Here is a 22420-nt window from a genome sequence, read left to right on the forward strand (position 1 = left end):
AAAACGTTCCTTAAATCAAACCTGGGCGGAAATGAAGGCTAGATTGGCGAAAAGCCCTGCGGTTCTTCAACAATTGAGGGGGCATCGATTTCGGCTTTGCCCGAGAGGCGACGACATGTCGCTGTCACGCCTGCAATCGAAAGTATGTGCCCGTCATGCGCGCATCTGTAGTATGTGAATGAGTAAAGAGGCGGCAGAAAGAGGAAAAGACCGTGACGGTAGTCGACAACGGGATTCGAGCGGCGCCGGAACGGGGGCTGAGCCGTTCCGATGTCGAAGCCGCCCTCGAAAGATGGGGGGAGAACCGTCTGCCGGTCGTGCCTCCGCCATCCTTTCTGAAAATCCTGGTTCTGCAGTTTCTCAGCCCCTTCATCTACATTCTGATGGCTTCGGCGGCATTTTCCATGCTGCTCGGCGAAATGACCGATGCGCTGTTCATCGCCGTGGTACTGGTCATCAACGGCATCGTCGGCGCGATACAGGAATACTCCGCCGGCAAATCCGCCGAAGCCCTGCGGGCCCTCGAGCAGCCGCATGCCACCGTCGTGAGGGACGGAGCGCGCCAGGTGGTGGATGCCGCCGAACTCGTGCCCGGCGATCTCGTCATGCTCGAGTCCGGGGAACGCGTACCCGCCGATATCCGGCTGCATCGCGTCGAAGGCCTGCAATGCGACGAGGCTGCCCATACCGGTGAGTCGCGGCCGGTGAGCAAGGAAGTGGATGATCTCGTCTTCGCCGGCACCATTGTCACAAGGGGCAGGGCGCGCGGTATCGTCGTCGCGACCGGTGGCAGGACCGAACTCGGCCGCATCGCCGGCGCCATTCAGGAGCGTTCCACTGCCAAGCCGCCCCTTATGATCCGCATGGAAGATTTCACCCGCCTGATCGCCATAGCCGTCGGCGTGGCCATTGTCTTCCTCGTGGGGATCGGCCTGCTCAGGCAAATGCCGCTCGGCGATCTCCTTACGATGTCCATCGGACTTGCCGTGAGCGCCATTCCCGAGGGATTGCCGATCGCCATCACCGTCGCGCTTGCCATCAGCATGCGACGCATGGCGCGTGCCAATGTCATCGTCCGCAACCTGCCAGCCGTCGAGGCCCTGGGATCGTGCACGATGATCGCCACCGACAAGACCGGCACGCTTACGCTCAACGAGCTGACGGTTACCGACATCCGGCTGCCCGATGAGACGCACTGGCTGCTCGACGCTGAGGCTGATCCCGTTGCCGGCGGCATCCGTAGCCGGGATGGAGACCGGGACGGGCCAAGCCCGGCCGTTGCCCGACTCCTGCGGGCCGCTAGCCTGCCGAACGAGGCGGAGCTGCACCGCGGGGGCATCTTCGATCCGATGGGCGATACCGTCGACATCGCCCTGCTCGCAGCCGCGCACAAGGGGGGCGTGTCCCGTGCGGAGCTGTTGGAGACTTTCCCGCTGCACAGCCGCATACCCTATGAACCGGAACTGAAGTTTGCCGCGTCGTTTCACCATGGAGAGGATGCCTTGACGGTGTTCGTCAAGGGAGCGCCCGAGATGCTCATGGCAATGTCTGGAACCATGCAGGTCGGCGACGGCGCCGCACCGCTCGACCGCGAGCTTCTGCATGCCCAGGTTTCCGCGATGACGGGTGAGGGCCTTCGGGTTCTCGCCTTCGCCGAGGGCCGGATCGCGCACGACCCGGACGGGCATTATGATCGGCAGTTGCTGATCGATCTCAACTTTCTCGGGCTGGTCGGCATGCAGGACCCGATTCGCCCCGAAGTGCCGGCGGCCCTCGCCGCCTGCCGCACCGCGGGGATCGACGTTGCGGTCATTACCGGCGACGATCCCCGAACGGCCGCGGTGATTTCACGGCAGGCGGGACTGCATTTTTCCGACAGCGATATCGCAACCGGCGAGGCCGTCGCCGAGGCGTTGAGGGCAGGGGAAGATGCGCTGGATACCCTGACGCGGCATGTGCGGGTGTTTGCGAGGGTCAAGCCGGAACAGAAGCTTTCCATCGTTCGATCGCTTGTCCGCAATGGCCATTATGTTGCGGTGACCGGCGATGGGGTCAACGATTCTCCGGCGTTGAAACACGCCCATGTGGGGGTGGCGATGGGGCGCTCGGGGACGGATGTCGCCAAGGAAAGCGCCGATATCATCCTGACCGACGATAATTTTGCCTCGATCGTCGCCGGTATCCGCGAAGGCAGGGTTGCCTACAACAATATCCGCAAGGTGATTTTCATGCTGGTCTCGACCGGCGCCGCGGAGGTCCTGCTGTTCGTTCTGGCAATGCTGCTCGGATCGCCGATGCCGATGAGCGCTGTCCAGTTGCTCTGGCTCAATCTTGTGACCAACGGCGTTCAGGACGTGGCTCTGGTAACCGAACCTGCGGAAGGCGACGAGCTTTCGCAGCCCGTAAGGAGGCCGGGAGAACCGATCTTCAACCGCCTGATGATCCGCAGGATACTCGTCGCGACGCTGGTGATGGGTGGCGGCGGTTTTGCGGTTTTCCACTGGCTGTTGTCGAGCGGGCTGTCGCATGTGGCCGCGAGCAATCTACTGCTCCTGCTGTTCGTGCTATTCGAGAATTTCCAGTGCTTCAACAGCCGCTCGGAACGGCGCTCCGTCTTCCGTCAACCGATCGCCTCCAACCCCTATCTTCTGGCCGGCGTGCTGGGGTCCCAGGTGCTGCACATTGGCGCCATGTATGTGCCGGGACTGAATACACTTCTCGGCATTGCACCGATCGGGATCAGGGAGTGGTTGCTGATGCTCGCCCTGGCCTCGGTTCTGCTGCTGGTGAGCGAGGTCGGGAAGTGGCTCTATCGCCGGGATCGCTGAAGGCCTTAACGCGAAACGCCGGCGGATTTCCTCCGCCGGCGTTTCGATAACGGGAATGAATACCGATCAGCGCTTGGAGACCGGAACGTAATCGCGCTTCGGAGCCCCGGTGTAGAGCTGGCGCGGGCGGCCGATGCGCTGCTGCGGATCTTCGATCATCTCGTTCCACTGCGCGATCCAGCCGACGGTGCGGGCAAGCGCGAAGAGAACGGTGAACATGGTGGTGGGGAAGCCGAGCGCACGCAGCGTGATACCCGAGTAGAAGTCGACGTTCGGGTAAAGCTTCTTTTCCTTGAAGTATTCGTCGTTGAGCGCGATCTTCTCGAGTTCGAGAGCGACCTGCATCAGCGGATCGTCCGAATGGCCGGTTGCTTCCAGCACTTCGTACATGGTCTGCTGCATGATCTTGGCGCGCGGGTCGTAGTTCTTGTAGACGCGGTGACCGAAGCCCATCAGGCGGAACGGATCGTTCTTGTCCTTGGCGCGGGCGATATATTCCGGAATGCGGTCGACCGTGCCGATTTCCATCAGCATGTTGAGCGCGGCTTCGTTGGCGCCGCCATGGGCCGGGCCCCAGAGGCAGGCGATGCCGGCCGCGATGCAGGCGAACGGGTTGGCGCCGGAAGAGCCGGCGAGGCGGACCGTTGAGGTCGATGCGTTCTGCTCGTGGTCGGCATGCAGGATGAAGATGCGGTCCATGGCGCGGGCCAGAACCGGGTTCACCTTGTATTCTTCGCACGGCACGGCGAAGCACATGCGCAGGAAGTTGGAGGCGTAGTCGAGATCATTCTTCGGGTAAACGAAGGGCTGGCCGATGTGGTACTTGTAGGCCATGGCGGCGATCGTCGGCATCTTGGCGATCATGCGCAGCGATGCGACCATGCGCTGGTGCGGGTCGGTGATGTCGGTGGAATCGTGGTAGAAGGCGGACAGCGCGCCAACCGTACCGACCATGACGGCCATCGGATGGGCGTCGCGGCGATAACCGGAGAAGAACTTGCTCATCTGCTCATGCACCATGGTGTGGTGCGTGACGCGATAGTCGAAGTCTTTCTTCTGCGCGGCGGTCGGCAGTTCGCCGTAAAGGAGCAGATAGCAGACTTCCAGGAAGTCGCCTTTTTCGGCGAGCTGTTCGATCGGATAACCGCGGTGCAGCAAAACGCCTTCGTCACCGTCGATATAGGTGATCTTGGATTCGCAGGAGGCCGTCGAGGTGAAACCGGGGTCGTAGGTGAACATGCCGGTGTGTTTGTAAAGCGCGCCGATATCGACGACGTCCGGGCCGATCGTACCCGACTTGATAGCCAGTTCGGCCGACTTTTCCCCGAGTTTCAAAGAAGCGCTTTTGTCCGTCATGCTAATCCTCCGGAATTGGCGGGAGGCGCCCCGAGAGAGCGCCTTGGGTTTAAGCGTAGGGATGTAGCTATATGATACGGAAGCTAATGCCAAGCTAGTCGAAGGGCAAATTGTGCATCGCAAAAGCCTATAAAAGAGGCAGGTGTCGCATTTAATCGATTGAATAAACTTTCGGCCCTCATGCGCTTCCCCATGCACGCCATAATTGTTAATTTGCAATCGGGCATCCTTCTTCCTCCGGTCGACGAACGGACCGGTCGAAAACAGCGGAAGGCCGTTGGAAGCATTGGCCGGGGGGCTGGTTGGAAAAGGTCGCCGAGCACAAATTTGGAAATCCGGAGACAGCAGAGCGCCGTGTGTCGCTGCCTTCGGTTGCAGGCGGAAATCAGGCTGTCGGACGCCCGCTAAGACCGACGCGCAATGCTGCCCTGCAACTGGCGGAGGGCTCCGCACGGTTTTGGCAAGCCCTTCGGACGGCTTTGGCGCGGGAAGAGACCCGTGGTCACGTCTTCCATTTCGTGCCGGTTTTTCTGGGCGCTGGCGCCGCCGTCTGGTTCAGCCTTGCGGAGCCGCCCGGCGCCGTTGCCCTTTGCGTCCTTCTCGGTGTGCTTTCGGTTGCTGCATCGATCGCCCGCTATGGTCCTCCGTTGCCGGCCTATGGTTTGGGGGCAAGCGCGCTTTTCATTGCCGGCATGGCGCTGGCAAACCTCGAAACGTGGCGGCAGGAAACCGTCATTCTCGATACGCCGGTGACAACAATCGTCTCCGGTGTCGTCGAACGACGGGAGGCCGGTTCCAGAGGCGAATGGCGCTACATCCTGCGGGTGACGGGGACGAAGGATCCCCAGATCCGCCGGCCGCCGGAACGAGTCTCTCTTCTTGCACGAGGCAGGCACGCAGCCGCTCCCATCGGCGGCTATCTGTTCGGCAGGGCGCGCCTTTCACCGCCATCCGGCCCGGCTTTGCCGGGCCTCAACGATTTTGCTTTCGCGAGCTATTTCGACGGAGTCGGCGCTGTCGGTTTCTTTCTCGGGCCACCGACATCGCTGCCGACGGCCGACGATGGCGGAGAATGGTGGCTGTGCCTCGACAGGGCACTTTTTTCGCTCCGCGACGATATCTCGACACGCATCCGCAACGTCGTGCCGGGCGATGCCGGTGCGTTTGCCGCCTCCATCATCACCGGCGAGCGGCGTTCAATGTCCAAAGAAGCGACGGAGAGCCTGCGATTGTCGGGGCTTGCCCATATTACCGCGATCTCGGGTCTCAACATGGCGCTCGCTGCGGGGATCTTCTTCGTCGGCCTGCGCAAGCTCCTGAGCTTGCTTCCCGGCTTGTCCCAGTCCATGCCCATCAAAAAGCTTGCGGCCGGAGGTGCGCTTCTCGGCGCATTCGCTTATCTGCTGATCTCCGGCTATCAGGTCTCGGCGGTTCGCGCCTTCCTCATGACGGCGATCATGCTTGTCGCCGTTCTTTTCGACCGTCCCGCGATCAGCCTGAGAAACCTGGCACTGGCGGCGGTTGTGATCGTCGCGGTGACGCCCTCGGCGATCATGGGGCCGAGCTTCCAGATGTCCTTTGCCGCGACCGCCGCCCTGATCGCCGGTTACGCGGCATGGCGTGAGAAGCCGGCAAAGCGGTGGTTTCCCGAGTTCGCCTTTCCCGGCGCCATGGCGCTGAAATGGAGTTGGAGCGTGATTGCCGGCACGCTCCTGACCTCGCTGATCGGAGGTCTGTCGACCGCTGTCTTCGCCATAGCCCATTTTCACCGTCTGGCGCCCCACAGCCTCGAGGCTAATCTTGCCGCCATGCCCCTGATTTCGCTGATCGTCATGCCGGCCGGGCTTGTGGCGATGCTGCTGATGCCGTTCGGGTTGGATGCCCCGTTTCTTGTGGTGATGGGTGTCGGCCTCGACTGGGTGCTGATGATCGCGAGGGAGGTCGCTGGATGGGGAGAGGGCATCGGTTTCCCGCAGCCGCCCGGATGGTTTCTGCCGATGGCCTCCGCCGGCCTGCTTTTCCTGACGCTGCTGAGCAGTGTCTGGCGGCACATTGGGACGCTGCTGTTGATAGCGTCGGTATGGGGGCTTGTCGCCGGGCACGGCGGGATGCCACGGGCCGATCTTCTGGTCGCGGAGGATGGCCGGCTGGTCGGCCTTTTGCGTCCGCCGGCTTCAATCGCCACGAACCGACCGCGTCCGCCCTCTTTTGTCTTCGATCAGTGGAGCGCGGCCCGGCAATTGAAGGCGCACATCGCCCCGAACGCGATAGCCGCGCCCGCTCCGGAAAAGTCTCCCGGTCCCGACCGCAAGCAGCGAGCGCAGGCGGACCTCGACGCCGTGGCCGAACGCATGCGCAAAGCGCTGGCCGGCGCCGAAACCGGTCGTTTCGTCTGCGAGCCGAAGACATGGTGTGCGGCAAAGCTTGCAAACGGTTGGACCATCGCGACGGTCGAAGACGGTGCTCTTGCCGGCGAGGCCTGCGATATCGCCGACCTCGTGATTTCCGAGCGGCGGCTCGGATTTTCCGCCTGTCGCTCGGGAGCGGCCCTGATTGAGGCCGAAACCCTCAGGCGAACCGGTGCGGTGGAAATTCGCCTCGGTGACCGCATCAATCGGCAAATGAAGATCAATGCTTCTTTTGACGGACCGCCGCGTCCCTGGTCACAACATCGCTATTATGATTGGCGCAGCGGCACGTTTCCAGCGGTGCGAACGTCACTCGGGATCAGCCATCTGGACGCAACGGCCAAGTTCGAAGCGGAAAAGACCCCGGTTTCCGGATCTGGACCGGCTGTCAGTGATAACGACGAATAAGGCCGACCAGTTTGCCCTGGACCTTCACGCGGTCGGGTCCGAAGATACGTGTCTCGTAGGCCGGATTGGCGGCTTCGAGGGCAATCGAGGCGCCGCGACGACGGAAGCGCTTCAATGTCGCCTCCTCGTCATCGACCAGCGCGACGACGATGTCTCCGGGACTGGCCGTCGACGTATTGCGGATGATGACCGTGTCGCCGTCAAGAATGCCGGCTTCGATCATCGAATCGCCTTTTACCTCAAGCGCATAATGCTCGCCTGAGCCGAGCATCTCCGCCGGAACGGTAATGTCATGCGTGTTGTTCTGGATCGCGGAGATCGGCACGCCGGCAGCGATGCGGCCCATGACGGGCACATTGACGGAATTGGTGTTTTCCGCTGCGGGCCTGGCGGCGGCCACCGGCGCCGGCTTTCCAAGGCTGCCCTCGATGACGCTCGGCGAAAAGCCACGGCGGGGTTGAAGGCTTGGCGTATAGGCTTCAGGAAGCTTGATGACTTCCAGCGCGCGGGCACGGTTGGGCAGGCGGCGAATAAAACCGCGTTCCTCGAGTGCGGTAATCAGCCGGTGAATACCGGACTTGGAGGCAAGATCGAGCGCATCCTTCATCTCGTCGAAAGACGGAGGCACACCTGATTCCTTCATCCGCTCGTGAATGAACAGAAGCAGTTCCTGTTGCTTGCGCGTCAGCATGTTGCGGTGCCCCGATGAATGAAACAAATCCAGAACAGACACTATATGTTCCATTTGTGTTCCGCAAGTACCTAAATTTCCGTGAAGGAGTAATCAATGATCGTCATTTTTCTCCAGGCAAACGCAAGGCGGGCCCTCTGAGGCCGTGCCGGCTTGCCAATCTGGGGCAAAGCGCTAAAACCTGCGCCGGATGCAATGGCGAGCGAGGGGGCTCCGGAAATGTCCGATCTTGAGGAAAGCCTGCGGGCGCTCGACCATGTGGTATTGCCGGTTGCGGGGCTCGAAGAGGCGCGTGCACGTCTGAATAGCCTGGGTTTCACGGTTGCGGCCGAGGCGCGCCATCCGTTCGGCACCGAGAACGCCTGCGTGTTTTTTTCCGACGACACCTATCTGGAGCCGCTGGCGGTGGCGAGCCGCGAGGAATGCGAGGCCGCTGCCCGGGAAGGCAATGTTTTCGTCGCGCGCGATCAGGCATTTCGTTTCCGCCGCGGGGAGGGTGGCTCGGCGATCGTCGTCAAAAGCGGTGATGCCGCGGCAGACCACGAAAGATATTGCGAGGAAGGCTTTTCCGCCGGTGACATGCTGTATTTCGAACGGCCGCTGAAGCTGTCGGACGGCGCTGAAACGATGGCCGGCTTTCGCCTGGCCTTCGCGGCCGATCTCCGCTCGCCGGATTTCTTCCTGTTCGCCTGTCAGCGCGTCAACGCCTTGCCGGCCGATCGCGGCGGCCTGGAGCGTCACGACAACGGCGTGCTCGGCATCGCCGCCATCGTCCTGGGCGAGGAGAACCCTTCGGATTTCCAGTACATCCTTGAAACCGTGTTCCGCCAACGCGAAATAGAGGCGCATTCGTTCGGCATCGGCCTGCAGTCGGCCAATGCACGCATCGAGGCGCTGACCCCTGCGGGGTTGAGCGGCTACTACGGGATCTGTCCGGATCTGCGGGAAAGGGGTCTGATAATGGCCGCAATCGTCTTTAGGGTCGGCGATATGGGCGTGACAGAGCGGCTGCTCGCTGATAGGGGCATCGCATTCGTTCGCCATGGTGCGCGCCTCGTCGTGTCCCCGGTTGCGGGGCAGGGCGTTTCTTTTGTTTTCGAGGATATCGCATGAGCAATTCCACCAATTCCGAAGTCTTCGTGGGCGAGGGCGCTAATCGGGTGCTTTTTTCCAACAGTGCCCGCTTCGCTTTGATTGCCGGCCCCTGCCAGATGGAAAGCCGCGATCACGCCTTCATGATCGCCGGCGTGCTGAAGGAGCTTTGCGACAAGCTCGGCCTTGGTCTCGTCTACAAGTCGTCCTTCGACAAGGCGAACCGCACCTCTCTCTCCGGCAAGCGTGGTATCGGGCTTGAAAAGGCGCTGGATGTATTTGCCGACCTGAAGAGGGAATACGGCTTCCCCGTTATCACCGACATTCATACGGAGGAGCAGTGCGCAGAGGTCGCTCCGGTCGTCGACATGCTGCAGATCCCGGCCTTCCTGTGCCGCCAGACGGACCTGCTTGTCGCTGCCGCAAAGACCGGCCGCGTCATCAACGTCAAGAAGGGCCAGTTCCTCGCGCCCTGGGACATGAAGAATGTCCTTAACAAGATAACCACCAGCGGGAATCCTAATGTTCTGCTCTGCGAGCGTGGCGTTTCCTTCGGCTACAACACGCTGGTTTCCGATATGCGGGCGCTGCCGATCATGGCGGAAACCGGGGCTCCCGTCGTCTTCGACGCCACCCACTCGGTACAGCAGCCGGGCGGTCAGGGCGGATCGACCGGTGGCGACCGGCGTTTTGTCGAAACGCTGGCGCGCGCGGCGATTGCCGTCGGTATCGCCGGACTTTTCATCGAGACGCACGAGGACCCGGACAATGCGCCGTCCGATGGGCCGAACATGGTGAGGCTGGATGACATGCCGCGGCTTCTCGAAAAGCTTCTTGCTTTCGATGCCGTCGCGAAGAGCAACTGACGCTTTCCTGTTTGGCTGATAATGATGCGCCGGCTTCGAACGAGGCCGGCGCTCTGTTTTTCCATCGCGGTCGGGCCTTTGTCCGGCAAGCAACTTTAGCAGATGCCGCGCCGGCCGCGATGTCACACGCTTGCCATTGTATTTTCCCTTGCTTCGATTAAGAGAAGGCCATCCTTTTCTCTCGACTAAGAGCCATCAGGGAGCCAACATGACCGCCATTACCGACATCATCGGCCGCGAAATTCTCGACAGCCGCGGCAATCCGACCGTAGAGGTCGACGTCTATCTCGAAGACGGCAGCATGGGCCGCGCGGCGGTTCCGTCGGGTGCTTCGACCGGCGCGCATGAGGCCGTCGAACTGCGCGACGGCGGCAGCCGTTACCTGGGCAAGGGTGTCGAGAAGGCGGTCGATGCCGTCAACACCGAAATCTTCGATGCGATCGGCGGTCTCGATGCCGAGAACCAGATCCAGCTCGACCGGATCATGATCGAACTCGACGGCACGCCGAACAAGTCGCGCCTTGGCGCCAACGCCATCCTCGGCGTCTCGCTCGCCGTCGCCAAGGCAGCAGCCGAATCCTCTGGCCTGCCGCTTTATCGCTATGTCGGCGGTCCGAACGCCCATGTTCTGCCGGTTCCGATGATGAACATCATCAATGGCGGCGCGCATGCCGACAACCCGATCGACTTCCAGGAGTTCATGATTATGCCGGTTGGCGCGGATAACATCCGTGATGCCGTCCGCATGGGTTCCGAGGTCTTCCACACTCTGAAGAAGGAACTGGCCGCCCAGGGTCACAACACCAATGTCGGTGACGAAGGCGGTTTTGCTCCGGGTCTCGAAAGTGCGCCCGCCGCGCTCGACTTCATCATGAAGTCGATCGAAAAGGCCGGCTACCGTCCGGGCGAGGACATGTTCCTTGCGCTCGATTGCGCCTCCACCGAATTCTTCAAGGACGGCAAGTACGTTCTGGAAGGCGAAGGCCGCACCCTCGAGCCGGAAGCCATGGCCGACTACCTTGCCGAGCTTGCCGCCAAGTATCCGATCATCTCGATCGAAGACGGCATGGCTGAAGATGATTGGGCCGGCTGGAAGGCCCTGACCGACAAGATCGGCTCCAAGGTTCAGTTGGTCGGCGACGACCTGTTCGTTACCAACTCGGCCCGCCTGCGCGACGGCATCAAGATGGGTGTTGCCAACTCCATCCTCGTCAAGGTCAACCAGATCGGCTCGCTCTCCGAAACCCTCGACGCCGTCGAGACCGCACACAAGGCCCGCTATACCGCCGTCATGTCCCATCGTTCGGGCGAGACCGAGGATTCGACGATCGCCGACCTCGCCGTCGCCACCAACTGCGGCCAGATCAAGACCGGTTCGCTGGCGCGTTCCGACCGGCTCGCAAAGTACAACCAGCTGATCCGTATCGAGGAAGGCCTGGGCCCGCAGGCCCGTTATGCCGGCACCTCCATCCTTCGCGGCTGATCGTCCGATCCGACCATTGCAGCCCGTGCCCCGCAAGGGTGCGGGCTTTTTCGTTGGCGCGTTCTTTCGGTCAACGAACGGTTAAGTTCTGCTCGGTAATTTGAGCAGACGGTTTTGCGTTTCAGGGCATCGTGGGTATGTGGACCAGGCATCACAAGAAGAGAAAACTCGGACGTCTTGTTCTTCCCGCTGTCACTGTCGCCTTTCTCTCCTATTTCGGCTATCATTCCATCCATGGAGGCTTTGGTTTGCGTGCGGCCCAGGAATTCGAGCGCCAGCGCGTGGAGCGCAGCGCCGAGCTTGCCGAACTTGTCTCGCAGCGCAAGCGTCTTGAAAGGCAGGTGGAGCTGATGAGCGACGGCTCTCTTGAGCGCGACATGCTCGATGAGAAGGCGCGCTATCAGCTTAACATGTCTCGGCCCGACGAAATCGTCATTTTCAACAAGGCTCTTTGATTAACTTAAATCTGGTTAATCGAAAAATTCATAAAAAATTCATATGCTTGCGTTGAATGCGAGCCATGCAATTCTGGCATTGCGGTTGGGCCCTTTCTTGCTTATTCTGCCGCCAACCAAATTGACCATAACGCACGGGAGGGATGAATGGCGCCGCGCAAATCCGCGACTGCTACCAGCCGCAAGGCCACGGCCAAGCCTGCCAAGAAGGATTTCACCGAAGGGGCGATTGCCGAATTCGACCGCGAGACGGAACTTAAGGCCTATCGCGAAATGCTTCTGATCCGCCGCTTCGAGGAAAAGGCCGGCCAGCTCTATGGCATGGGCTTCATCGGTGGTTTCTGTCACCTTTACATCGGCCAGGAAGCTGTTGTCGTCGGCATGCAGATGGCGCTCAAGGATGGTGACCAGGTCATTACCGGCTATCGCGATCACGGCCATATGCTGGCCTGCGGCATGAGCGCCCGCGGTGTCATGGCCGAGCTGACCGGTCGTCGTGGCGGTCTCTCCAAGGGCAAGGGCGGCTCGATGCACATGTTCTCCAAGGAGAAGAACTTCTACGGAGGCCACGGCATCGTTGGCGCGCAGGTATCGCTTGGCACCGGTCTCGCTTTTGCCAATCGCTACCGTGACAATGGTCTCGTGTCCGTTGCCTATTTCGGCGATGGCGCAGCCAACCAGGGGCAGGTCTACGAAAGCTTCAACATGGCGGAGCTCTGGAAGCTGCCGGTGATCTACGTGATCGAGAACAACCGCTACGCCATGGGGACCTCGGTTTCCCGCGCGTCCGCCCAGACAAATTTCTCTCAGCGCGGCGTGTCCTTCAATATTCCCGGCATTCAGGTCGATGGCATGGATGTTCGCGCCGTGCGCGCTGCAGGTGAGCAGGCTGCCGAATACTGCCGTTCCGGCAAGGGCCCGGTCATCCTTGAGATGCTGACCTATCGCTACCGCGGCCACTCCATGTCCGACCCGGCCAAGTATCGCTCCAAGGATGAAGTGCAGAAGATGCGATCCGAGCACGACCCGATCGAGCAGGTCCGCAATCGCCTGCTGGAAAAGGGCTGGGCAAGCGAAGAAGAGCTGAAGCAGATCGACAAGGATGTTCGCGACATCGTCGCCGACAGCGCCGATTTCGCTCAGGCCGATCCAGAGCCGGATGCATCCGAGCTCTACACCGATATCCTGTTGTAAGTTGGGGGAGGGTAAGCCCATGCCAATCGATATTCTCATGCCCGCCCTTTCTCCGACCATGGAAGAGGGTACCCTCTCCAAGTGGGTCAAGAAGGAAGGCGATGCCGTGAAGTCCGGCGATGTGATCGCCGAAATTGAAACCGACAAGGCCACCATGGAAGTGGAGGCGGTCGACGAGGGTGTGCTCGGCAAGCTTCTGGTTGCCGCCGGCACGGAAAACGTCAAGGTCAACACGCCGATCGCGGTTCTGTTGCAGGAAGGCGAGACCGCATCCGACATCGGGACCGAAAAGCCGGCCGCTCTGCCGAAGGCGGACGCTGCTCCGGCTCCCGCCGCTGTCGAAGCCGAAAAGCCGGCTGCTTCCGCGTCAGTTCCGGCTGCGCTCGTTGCAACCGTCGCCGCCGATCCGGATATCCCGGCCGGCACCGAAATGGTGACGATGACCGTTCGTGAAGCGCTTCGCGAAGCCATGGCCGAGGAAATGCGCGCCAATCCGGACGTCTTCGTCATGGGTGAGGAAGTCGCCGAGTATCAGGGCGCCTACAAGATCACGCAGGGCCTTCTGCAGGAATTCGGTCCGAAGCGCGTGGTTGACACCCCGATCACCGAGCACGGCTTTGCCGGCGTCGGCGTCGGTGCTGCCATGGCGGGCCTTCGCCCGATCGTTGAGTTCATGACCTTCAACTTCGCAATGCAGGCGATCGACCAGATCATCAACTCCGCCGCCAAGACGCTCTACATGTCCGGTGGTCAGATGGGTGCGCCGATTGTCTTCCGCGGCCCGAACGGCGCTGCGGCCCGCGTTGCGGCCCAGCACAGCCAGGACTATGCGGCCTGGTACAGCCATATCCCGGGCCTCAAGGTCATCCAGCCCTACACGGCTGCCGATGCCAAGGGTCTGCTGAAGGCTGCCATCCGCGATCCGAACCCGGTGATCTTCCTCGAAAACGAAATCCTCTACGGTCATTCCTTCGAGGTGCCGAAGCTCGATGATTTCGTCTTGCCGATCGGCAAAGCGCGTATCCACAAGGCCGGTACCGACGCGACCGTCGTGTCTTGGGGTATCGGCATGACCTATGCCACCAAGGCCGTCGAGGAACTGTCCAAGGAAGGCATCGACGTCGAGCTGATCGACCTTCGCACCATCCGTCCGATGGACATTCCGACCGTGCTCGAATCCGTCAGGAAGACCGGCCGTCTCGTCACCGTTGAAGAAGGCTATCCGCAGTCGTCGGTCGGCACCGAAATCGCCACCCGCGTCATGCAGCAGGCCTTCGACTACCTCGATGCGCCGATCCTGACGATTGCCGGCAAGGACGTGCCGATGCCTTACGCGGCAAACCTCGAAAAGCTGGCGCTGCCGAATGTCGGCGAAGTCGTCCAGGCGGTGAAAACCGTCTGCTACAAGTAACGGGAGGGTAGTAACATGCCGATCAACATCACGATGCCGGCACTCTCCCCGACCATGGAAGAGGGCAATCTCGCCAAGTGGCTCGTCAAGGAAGGCGACCAGATCAAGTCTGGCGATGTGATCGCCGAGATCGAGACCGACAAGGCGACCATGGAAGTGGAAGCCGTTGACGAGGGCACGCTTGCGAAGATCCTCGTTCCGGCCGGAACCGAAGGCGTCAAGGTCAATACCCTGATCGCCGTTCTCGCCGCTGAAGGCGAGGATGTTCAGGCAGCGGCTGCCGGCGGCGCTGCCCCGGCTCCGGCCGCGAAGGCTGAGGCCGCACCCGCTGCCCAGCCCGCTCCGGCTGCCGCAGCGCCTGTTGCTGCCGCGTCTCCGGTGGCTGCTGCACCGGCAAAGTCGGATGGCAATCGCGTCTTCGCTTCGCCGCTGGCCCGTCGTCTGGCTAGGGAAGCCGGTCTCGACCTTTCCGTCGTTTCCGGCACCGGCCCGCATGGCCGCGTCGTCAAGAGCGACATCGAGAAGGCTGTTGCTTCCGGCGGTGCAAAGGCTGCACCGGCACCGGCTGCTGCCGCATCGGCCGCCGCTCCGGCTCCTGCCCTTGCCAAGGGTGCGGGCGACGACGCCGTGCTCAAGCTGTTCGAGCAGGGTTCCTACGAAGTTCTGCCGCATGACGGCATGCGCAAGACAATCGCCTCGCGCCTTTTGGAATCGCACCAGACCGTTCCGTCCTACTTCGTCTCGATGGAGTGCGAGATCGACGCACTCTTGAAGCTGCGCGCCGACATCAACGCGTCTGCCCCGACGGTGAAGACGGAGAAGGGCGAAGTTCCGACTTTCAAGCTGTCGGTCAACGACTTCATCATCAAGGCGATGGCGCTTGCACTCCGCGACGTTCCGGCGGCAAACGCTTCCTGGACCTCGACGGCACGCCTCCTGCACAAGCATTCGGATGTCGGTGTGGCGGTTGCCATTCCGGACGGCCTCATCACGCCGATCATCCGCAAGGCCGAGCAGAAGACGTTGTCCGTCATCTCCAACGAGATGAAGGATCTTGCCAAGCGTGCCCGTGACAAGAAGCTGAAACCGGACGAATACCAGGGGGGTACCACTGCGGTGTCCAACCTCGGCATGTTCGGCGTGTCGAACTTCACCTCGATCATCAATCCGCCGCATGCTTCGATCGTCTCGATCGGCGCCGGCATTGAAAAGCCGGTGGTAAAGAACGGCGAAATCAAGATCGGCACGGTCATGACGGCGACCTTTGCCTTCGATCACCGCGTCATCGATGGAGCGCTCGGCGCCGAACTCGCTTCGGCCTTCAAGCGCTATATCGAAAGCCCCATGGGAATGCTGGTCTGACCGGAGAGCGGTTCGATGAAATCCGTTCTCTGCTACGGCGACAGCCTGACCTGGGGATACGATCCGGAAAGCATAGGCCGACATGCCTATGAGGATCGTTGGCCGAGCGTACTGCAAAGTGCGCTCGGAACCGGGGTCAGCGTCATCGCCGAGGGGTTGAACGGGCGAACCACCGCCTATGACGATCATCTCGCCGACTGCGAACGCAACGGCGCGAAACTTTTGCCGAGCGTGTTGGAGACGCACAAGCCGCTGGATCTCGTGATCCTCATGCTCGGAACCAACGACATGAAGCAGGCCATAGCCGGCACGGCGATTGCGGCTTCCAAGGGTATCGACAGATTGATCCGGCAGATCAGGCTGCACGATTGGGGTTTCGATTTCGATGGACCCGATGTGCTGGTAGTTTCGCCGCCGCCGATCTGCGAAACCGCAAACGTTTCCTTCTCTGCCATGTTCAAGGGCGCGTTGGACGAATCGGCCATGCTGGCGAGCCTTTATCGGGATCTTGCCGATGAGAACGGTTGTGGTTTCTTTGATGCCGGTCTCGTGGCGAGGACGACGCCGCTTGATGGAATTCATCTCGATGCGGCGAATACGCGCGCCATCGGGCGAGGTCTCGAGCCGGTCGTGCGCATGATGTTGGGTTTGTAATTTCGATCCGAAAAAAATTGATCAGGATCAAGGAGAAAGACGACCGGGTCACTAGGCTTTGGATATCGACCGACAAAAGAGGAGATATCGAATGTCGAACACCCCGCACGAAATCCAGGACGAGTTTCCGGAATACACGGAGAAGATGCATGCGCTCAAAGCAGGCAATGAGCACTTCGCCAAGCTTCTGGAAGACTATCGCGAGGTGAACCGTGCGATCCATCGCGCCGAGACCGAGGTCGAGCCGGTTGGCGATGTGCAGATGGAAACGATGCGCAAGCAGCGCATGGTTCTGAAGGATGAAATCTACGGGATGCTGACCAAGGCCTGATCGGGCTGGTCTCATCCCTCGGAAGGGCTCCGTCGCAGGATGGAGCCCGCTCCGGACAAAAAGGGAGATGAAGACCAGTGTCCAACGCCTATGACGTCATCATTATCGGCTCCGGCCCCGGCGGTTACATTGCCGCAATCCGTGCTGCCCAGCTTGGCCTGAAGACCGCCATCGTTGAGCGCGAACATCTGGCCGGTATCTGCTCCAACTGGGGCTGCATTCCCACCAAGGCCCTGCTGCGTTCGGCCGAAATCCTGCATTACGCCCAGCATCCGGGTGAATACGGCATCAAGGTCGAGGGTGCCGTCACGCCGGACCTGAAGGCGATCGTCGCCCGCTCGCGCGGCATCGCGCAGCGCATGAACGGTGGCGTCGGCTTCCTGATGAAGAAAAACAAGGTCGACATCATCTGGGGCGAGGCGAAGCTCACCAAGCCCGGCGAGATCGTCGTTTCCAAGACCACCAAGGCGATCCAGCAGCCGCAGGCTCCGCTTCCGAAGAACGTGCTGCCGGAAGGCACCTACACCGCCAAGCACATTGTCGTCGCCACCGGCGCGCGTCCGCGTGCGCTTCCCGGAATCGAGCCGGATGGCAAGTTGATCTGGACCTATTTCGAGGCGATGAAGCCGGAGGAAATGCCGAAGTCGCTGCTCGTGATGGGCTCCGGCGCCATCGGCATCGAATTCGCCTCCTTCTACCGCACCATGGGTGTCGATGTGACCGTCGTCGAGGTCATGAGCCAGGTCATGCCGGTCGAGGACGCCGAAATCTCTGCGCTGGCGAGGAAGCAGTTCGAGAAGCAGGGCATGAAGATCCTGCTGGAGGCCAAGGTCGCAAAGGTCGAGAAGGGCGCAAACTCCATCACCGCCCATGTCCAGAAGAAGGACGGCTCGATCGAAAAGATCACCGCCGACCGGATGATCTCGGCTGTCGGCGTTCAGGCCAATATCGAAAACATCGGCCTTGAGGCGCTCGGCGTGAAGACCGATCGCGGCTTCATCGCCATCGACGGCTACGGCCGCACCAATGTTCCGGGCATCTACGCGATCGGCGACGTTGCCGGCCCGCCGATGCTCGCCCACAAGGCCGAGCACGAAGCCGTCATCTGCATCGAAAAGATCGCGGGCCTTCCGAATGTCCATCCGATGGACAAGGCCAAGATCCCGGGCTGCACCTATTGCCACCCGCAGGTGGCTTCCGTGGGCCTGACCGAGGCCAAGGCGAAGGAACAGGGCCGCGATATCCGCGTCGGCCGCTTCCCCTTCGTCGCCAACGGCAAGGCGATTGCGCTCGGCGAAGACCAGGGTCTGGTCAAGACCATATTCGACAAGAAAACCGGAGAGCTTCTGGGTGCGCATATGGTGGGCGCGGAAGTGACCGAACTCATCCAGGGCTTCGTGGTGGCGATGAACCTCGAAACCACCGAGGAAGAATTGATGCACACCATTTTCCCGCATCCGACCATTTCGGAAACGCTGAAGGAAAGCGTTCTGGACGCCTATGGCCGCGCGTTGAACGCCTGAGCCTGTTGTGATGTTCTATGCCGCGGCCTATATAGGCCGCGGATATCCCATGGAAGGATGTGGCAATGGCAGGCTTTGAAATCGGCTGGTTCCTGATGCTGATCGTCGGCGGTCTCGCCGGCTGGTTGGCGGGCAAGTTCATGGATGTACGCTTCGGCGTGCTGATGAACATCATTATCGGCATCGTCGGTGCGGCCATCGCATCCGCCGTTTTCCGCCGTTTCGGGATCTTTGTGGAAGGCGACTGGCTCGGTTATCTCATCACCAGCTTTGTCGGTGCCTGCTTATTGCTCTTCGTCGTCAAGCTGGTGCGACGTTAAACTCATTCGCCGCAAAGGCCGCGGCAAGGAAGGCTGAACCATGGTCACCATCCTCGACAGGACCCATCCGGAGGAGAAGCGAGTCCGTCACCCGGAAAAAGCCCACCGCCCCGATACGGAGGTGATGCGCAAGCCGGAATGGATCCGCGTCAAGGCTCCGACCTCGAAAGGCTATGCGGAGACGCGCGATCTCGTGCGCAGCCACAAGCTGGTGACGGTCTGCGAGGAAGCCGGATGCCCGAACATCGGTGAATGCTGGGACAAGAAGCACGCCACCTTTATGATTATGGGCGAGATCTGTACGCGCGCCTGTGCCTTCTGCAACGTGGCGACCGGCAAACCGAACGCGCTCGATCCCGACGAGCCGGAAAACGTCGCGAAGGCGGTAAAGCAGATGGGCCTGTCCCATGTCGTCATCACCTCGGTGGACCGTGACGATCTGGAAGACGGAGGCGCCGAGCACTTCGAGAAGGTGATTTGGGCGATCCGCGCCGCTTCGCCCGAGACGACCATCGAGATCCTGACGCCGGATTTCCTGAAGAAGCCGGGCGCTCTGGAACGTGTCGTCGCTGCCAAGCCCGACGTCTTCAACCACAATCTGGAGACGGTTCCGGGCAACTATCTGACCGTTCGTCCAGGCGCCCGCTATTTCCATTCGGTGCGGCTCCTGCAGCGCGTCAAGGAACTGGACCCGACCATGTTCACCAAGTCCGGTATCATGGTCGGCCTGGGCGAGGAGCGGAACGAAGTCCTCCAGCTGATGGACGATCTCAGGTCCGCCGATGTCGATTTCCTGACCATCGGCCAGTATCTGCAGCCGACCCGCAAGCACCATCAGGTCATGAGTTTCGTCACTCCCGACGAGTTCAAGTCCTACGAGACGGTTGCCTATGCCAAGGGCTTCCTGATGGTGTCGGCAAGCCCGCTCACGCGTTCGTCGCACCACGCCGGCGACGACTTCGCGCGGCTGAAGGCCAATCGTGAAAAGCTGCGCGGTGGCCGCATGTAGAATCCTCTTCACGTTTCGGCGGTAGGCCTTAACCTCCTCCGGGAGGGAATCAGATGCCGAATTTCGTGGAGATAGAGGATGCGGTGGCAGCCTTGCGGCTGGCGCGACGGGTCATGGTCGTCGGCTGTTCCGGCGGCGGCAAGAGCACATTGTCGTAGAAACTCGCAGCGCATTTTGGCCTGCTCTACATTTCCATGGACAAGGAGTTCTTCTGGCTTCCGGGCTGGATCGGGCGGCCGCGCCAGGAACAGCGGGCGATGATCGCGCAAGCGGCCGAGGGTGAGCGCTGGATCATGGATGGCAGCAATCCTTCCAGCTTCGATCTGCGCGTGCCGCGCAGCGACCTGATAATCTGGGTGCGCATGCCCAGGCGGTTGTCGTTATGGGGCGTGATGGCTCGCGCGCTCAAGACCTACGGCCGTACGCGTCCGGATATGGCGCCGGGATGTCCGGAGAGATTGCCTGACCGCGAATTCATCCGCTATATCTGGAACTTCGAGAAGGTGCATGCGCCGCTCTTCCTGCAAAACTTCGATCTCCATGGCCCGAATGTACCGGTCTTGGTGCTAAAATCCCGCTCAGACACCCGACGCCTTCTTGATCTTGCCGGCGTACCGGCTTAACTCCAGCCCATGCCACAGTTCGAGACCCGCCGTATCGTAAAGCACTCGCCGGACCGCATGTACGACCTCGTCGCCGACGTCGAGCGCTATCCCGAATTCCTGCCGCTCTGCGAGGGACTGGCGATCCGTTCCCGCCGTGAGCGTGACGGCAAGGAACTTTTGGTGGCCGACATGACCGTCGGTTACAAGGCGATCCGCGAGACATTTACAACCCAGGTTCTTCTCGTTCCCGCCGAGCGGGTGATCGACGTGAAGTATATCGAGGGACCCTTCCGGTATCTCGACAATCGCTGGCGTTTCGAACCGGCTGACGACGGAGGCTGTTCCGTCAACTTCTTCATCGACTACGAGTTCAAGAACCGCATTCTCGGTGCCCTGATGGGCTCGATGTTCGATCGGGCCTTTCGCATGTTCGCCGAAGCCTTCGAAGCCCGGGCCGACAAGATCTACGCCGTTTGACGCCCCTCAGGGCGTTCTCGCGCTCCGTCGTTCACGGCTTCCTGTGTCGATTGTCCCGGATGCGTTCATCATCGACAGGAAGATCTTTTGGCCTGCCGTCCGTGTCAGCCGGCGACCGCGACAAGCAGTTCGAAGGCCGTTCGAACCGTGGCAAGCCGTATTTCCGTGCGGCCGATATCGCCGTAACGCATCTCGCGATGGACCAGCAGCCCCGTCTGGTTCTTGGCCGCCAGATGCACGAGGCCGACCGGCTTGTCCGCCGTGCCGCCGCTCGGTCCGGCAATACCCGTAACGGCGACCGCAATATTGGCCCCCGAGCGTCGCAGGGCGCCGTCCACCATCTGCAGCGCCGTCTCGCGCGACACCGCGCCGAAACGTGACAGGACTTCCGGGGATACGCCGAGCATGTCGGTTTTCGCCTGATTGGAATAGGTGACGAAACCGCGGTCGACGACTGTCGAGGAGCCGGATACCTCCGTGAGGGCGCCGGCGATCAGCCCGCCCGTGCAGGATTCGGCTGTCGCAAGCGTCAGTCCCCGCGCCGAGAAATCGCCGATGAGGCGCGTGGCTGAAACTTCGATATCGTCGGGAAAGATCGTCATTTCGACTTTTCCCCGTAGACCACCGTTGCCGTGGCGATGGCGGCAATGCCTTCGCCGCGTCCAACGAAGCCGATCTTCTCGTTCGTTGTCGCCTTGACGGAACAACGTTCAAGCGAGATCCCCAGCATCTCCGAGAGCTTCTCGCGCATGGACTGCCTGTGCGGACCGACCTTGGGGGCTTCGGCAATGAGGGAGATATCGGCGTTCATGATCGTTCCGCCGTTCTCGCGAACGATGCGGGCCGCATGCTCCAGAAAGATCCGCGATGGCGCGCCCTTCCACTGGGGATCGGATGGCGGAAAGTGATCGCCGATATCGCCGGCCCCACAGGTGGCGAGCAATGCATCCGTCAGCGCATGCAGCGCCACGTCGGCATCGGAATGGCCCTTGAGCTTCTGGTCGTGCGGGATGAAGACGCCGCAGAGCGTCACCCCGTCGCCGGGCTCAAGTTGATGCACATCGTATCCGTTGCCGGTTCGAACGTCGGGCAGGGCACTCGAAAGCCTCGCATCGGCCATGGCGATATCCCTTTTCACGGTGAGTTTGACATTGTCGGGAGAGCCTTCCGCCAGAAGGACGGGGATGCCGGCCCATTCCGCGATCGAGGCGTCGTCGGTAAAATCGCTGCGTCCGTCTGCGGCCGCCCTCTCATGGGCGTCGAGAATCAGAGGTAGCGCGAAGGCCTGGGGAGTCTGGGCGGCAAAAAGACCTGCGCGGGAGACGGTTTCGACGACATGTTTGTCGGCACTGCCCCGCTTCAAGGTGTCGGTGACAGGCATGACCGGCAACACGCCGCTCTCTCCGGAATCGAGCAGGGTCGCCACACGGTTGAGAAGCGCATCGTCCAAAAATGGGCGTACCGCATCGTGGATCATCACGTGACTGGCCTGAAGTTCGGAGAGGGCGCGCAGGCCCGCCAGCACGGATTGCTGACGGGTGGCTCCGCCTGTCACCGCGTGGACGGTTTCTCCCTTGCGAAGAGAAAGTCGCACGTTTTCAAAGAGTTCCTGGTCATCCGGATGGATGACGGCAATGATGGGACCCGATCTCTCCCAGGAAAGGAATTTTTCCAGCGTATGGGCTATGACCGGCCTGCCGCCGATCCTGCGATATTGTTTCGGCCCCTCGACCGAGGCGCCAGCCCGTTCGCCGCGTCCCGCTGCCACGACAATGATACCGATAGAGGCAACTTCGCGTTGTTGCATTGCAGCGACCGACCTGTGTAAAAGAAGAACGACACAAAAAATTCGCAAGCGTGGTCTATCGGCTGGCCTTCGTTTTTTCCAGCATTTGCCCGAATTTTTATCGCGGCCCCACGGATTTCTCTTGGCAAGCGCGCAAACTC

At 61.2% G+C, this 22420-nt stretch carries 19 protein-coding genes and 1 pseudogene; 16 read left to right on the plus strand and 4 right to left on the minus strand.

The features are described from left to right. Positions 1–212 precede the first annotated feature (212 nt). Positions 213–2828: a cation-translocating P-type ATPase gene (locus J5N58_RS07795; RefSeq protein WP_244710345.1), complete on the plus strand. Its 2616-nt coding sequence runs from the start codon at positions 213–215 to the stop codon at positions 2826–2828. Between the two features lie 66 nt (positions 2829–2894). Here the strand turns inward: J5N58_RS07795 and gltA are convergent, their stop codons facing one another. Continuing rightward, entirely contained in the window at positions 2895–4184 is a 1290-nt protein-coding gene (gene gltA, locus J5N58_RS07800; RefSeq protein WP_112830095.1) for a citrate synthase, read from the minus strand. A 479-nt stretch (positions 4185–4663) separates the two neighbouring features. Between gltA and J5N58_RS07805 the strand changes: the two genes are divergently transcribed. Then, a complete protein-coding gene (locus J5N58_RS07805; RefSeq protein ID WP_244710347.1) occupies positions 4664–7000 on the plus strand; it encodes a ComEC/Rec2 family competence protein in 2337 nt (778 codons plus the stop codon). Here J5N58_RS07805 and lexA read toward each other — a convergent pair. Beyond that, complete coding sequence (gene lexA / locus J5N58_RS07810; protein ID WP_112830290.1) at positions 6981–7691, minus strand: transcriptional repressor LexA; 711 nt, start codon at positions 7689–7691, stop codon at positions 6981–6983. The two genes, J5N58_RS07805 and lexA, sit on opposite strands and share 20 nt — an antisense overlap. A 219-nt stretch (positions 7692–7910) precedes the next feature. On the opposite strand from lexA, the gene J5N58_RS07815 reads away from it, so the two are divergent. From J5N58_RS07815 to J5N58_RS07880, 14 genes and pseudogenes are all read left to right on the plus strand, one after another. Beyond that, positions 7911–8804 (plus strand): VOC family protein, encoded by an 894-nt coding sequence (locus J5N58_RS07815; RefSeq protein ID WP_113442888.1) that lies wholly within the window; start codon positions 7911–7913, stop codon positions 8802–8804. Further along, the gene (gene kdsA / locus J5N58_RS07820; RefSeq protein WP_112830093.1) at positions 8801–9649 is read left to right on the plus strand and encodes a 3-deoxy-8-phosphooctulonate synthase; all 849 of its coding nucleotides are present in this window, start codon (positions 8801–8803) and stop codon (positions 9647–9649) included. The genes J5N58_RS07815 and kdsA overlap by 4 nt, the downstream gene beginning before the upstream one ends. Before the next feature lie 208 nt (positions 9650–9857). Then, entirely contained in the window at positions 9858–11132 is a 1275-nt protein-coding gene (eno, locus tag J5N58_RS07825) for a phosphopyruvate hydratase (protein WP_112830092.1), read from the plus strand. Between the two features lie 137 nt (positions 11133–11269). Beyond that, a complete protein-coding gene (locus J5N58_RS07830) occupies positions 11270–11587 on the plus strand; it encodes an FtsB family cell division protein (RefSeq protein WP_112830091.1) in 318 nt (105 codons plus the stop codon). A gap of 147 nt (positions 11588–11734) precedes the next feature. Then, positions 11735–12781, plus strand: coding sequence for a pyruvate dehydrogenase (acetyl-transferring) E1 component subunit alpha (gene pdhA, locus J5N58_RS07835; RefSeq protein ID WP_112830090.1), 1047 nt, complete (start codon positions 11735–11737; stop codon positions 12779–12781). A 19-nt stretch (positions 12782–12800) separates the two neighbouring features. Further along, positions 12801–14192: a pyruvate dehydrogenase complex E1 component subunit beta gene (locus tag J5N58_RS07840; RefSeq protein ID WP_113442829.1), complete on the plus strand. Its 1392-nt coding sequence runs from the start codon at positions 12801–12803 to the stop codon at positions 14190–14192. 15 nt (positions 14193–14207) lie between these two features. Further along, the gene (locus J5N58_RS07845; protein ID WP_244710349.1) at positions 14208–15554 is read left to right on the plus strand and encodes a pyruvate dehydrogenase complex dihydrolipoamide acetyltransferase; all 1347 of its coding nucleotides are present in this window, start codon (positions 14208–14210) and stop codon (positions 15552–15554) included. 15 nt (positions 15555–15569) lie between these two features. Next, positions 15570–16208 carry an SGNH/GDSL hydrolase family protein gene (locus tag J5N58_RS07850; RefSeq protein WP_112830087.1) on the plus strand — a complete coding sequence of 213 codons (639 nt, stop codon included), beginning with the start codon at positions 15570–15572 and terminating at the stop codon, positions 16206–16208. A gap of 91 nt (positions 16209–16299) precedes the next feature. Beyond that, positions 16300–16539: an HP1242/YdcH family protein gene (locus J5N58_RS07855; RefSeq protein ID WP_112830086.1), complete on the plus strand. Its 240-nt coding sequence runs from the start codon at positions 16300–16302 to the stop codon at positions 16537–16539. Positions 16540–16616: 77 nt separating this feature from the next. Continuing rightward, on the plus strand, positions 16617–18062 hold the full coding sequence (lpdA, locus tag J5N58_RS07860; protein ID WP_113442827.1) for a dihydrolipoyl dehydrogenase: 1446 nt from the start codon (positions 16617–16619) through the stop codon (positions 18060–18062). Positions 18063–18127: 65 nt separating this feature from the next. After that, a complete protein-coding gene (locus J5N58_RS07865) occupies positions 18128–18382 on the plus strand; it encodes a GlsB/YeaQ/YmgE family stress response membrane protein (RefSeq protein ID WP_112830084.1) in 255 nt (84 codons plus the stop codon). A 40-nt stretch (positions 18383–18422) separates the two neighbouring features. Next, positions 18423–19391, plus strand: a complete 969-nt coding sequence (gene lipA / locus J5N58_RS07870) for a lipoyl synthase (protein ID WP_113339523.1) — start codon at positions 18423–18425, stop codon at positions 19389–19391. Between the two features lie 53 nt (positions 19392–19444). Next, positions 19445–20014: pseudogene (locus tag J5N58_RS07875) on the plus strand (P-loop NTPase family protein). A 9-nt stretch (positions 20015–20023) separates the two neighbouring features. Beyond that, entirely contained in the window at positions 20024–20473 is a 450-nt protein-coding gene (locus tag J5N58_RS07880; RefSeq protein WP_113339521.1) for a type II toxin-antitoxin system RatA family toxin, read from the plus strand. Between the two features lie 104 nt (positions 20474–20577). Here the strand turns inward: J5N58_RS07880 and J5N58_RS07885 are convergent, their stop codons facing one another. After that, positions 20578–21075, minus strand: coding sequence for a CinA family protein (locus J5N58_RS07885; RefSeq protein ID WP_113485949.1), 498 nt, complete (start codon positions 21073–21075; stop codon positions 20578–20580). Further along, positions 21072–22280 carry a bifunctional 2-C-methyl-D-erythritol 4-phosphate cytidylyltransferase/2-C-methyl-D-erythritol 2,4-cyclodiphosphate synthase gene (locus tag J5N58_RS07890; protein ID WP_244710351.1) on the minus strand — a complete coding sequence of 403 codons (1209 nt, stop codon included), beginning with the start codon at positions 22278–22280 and terminating at the stop codon, positions 21072–21074. The genes J5N58_RS07885 and J5N58_RS07890 overlap by 4 nt, the downstream gene beginning before the upstream one ends. Positions 22281–22420 lie beyond the last annotated feature (140 nt).

The sequence above is a fragment of the Paenirhizobium cremeum genome (genome assembly GCF_022884085.1).
Classification (GTDB): Bacteria; Pseudomonadota; Alphaproteobacteria; order Rhizobiales; family Rhizobiaceae; genus Allorhizobium; species Allorhizobium cremeum.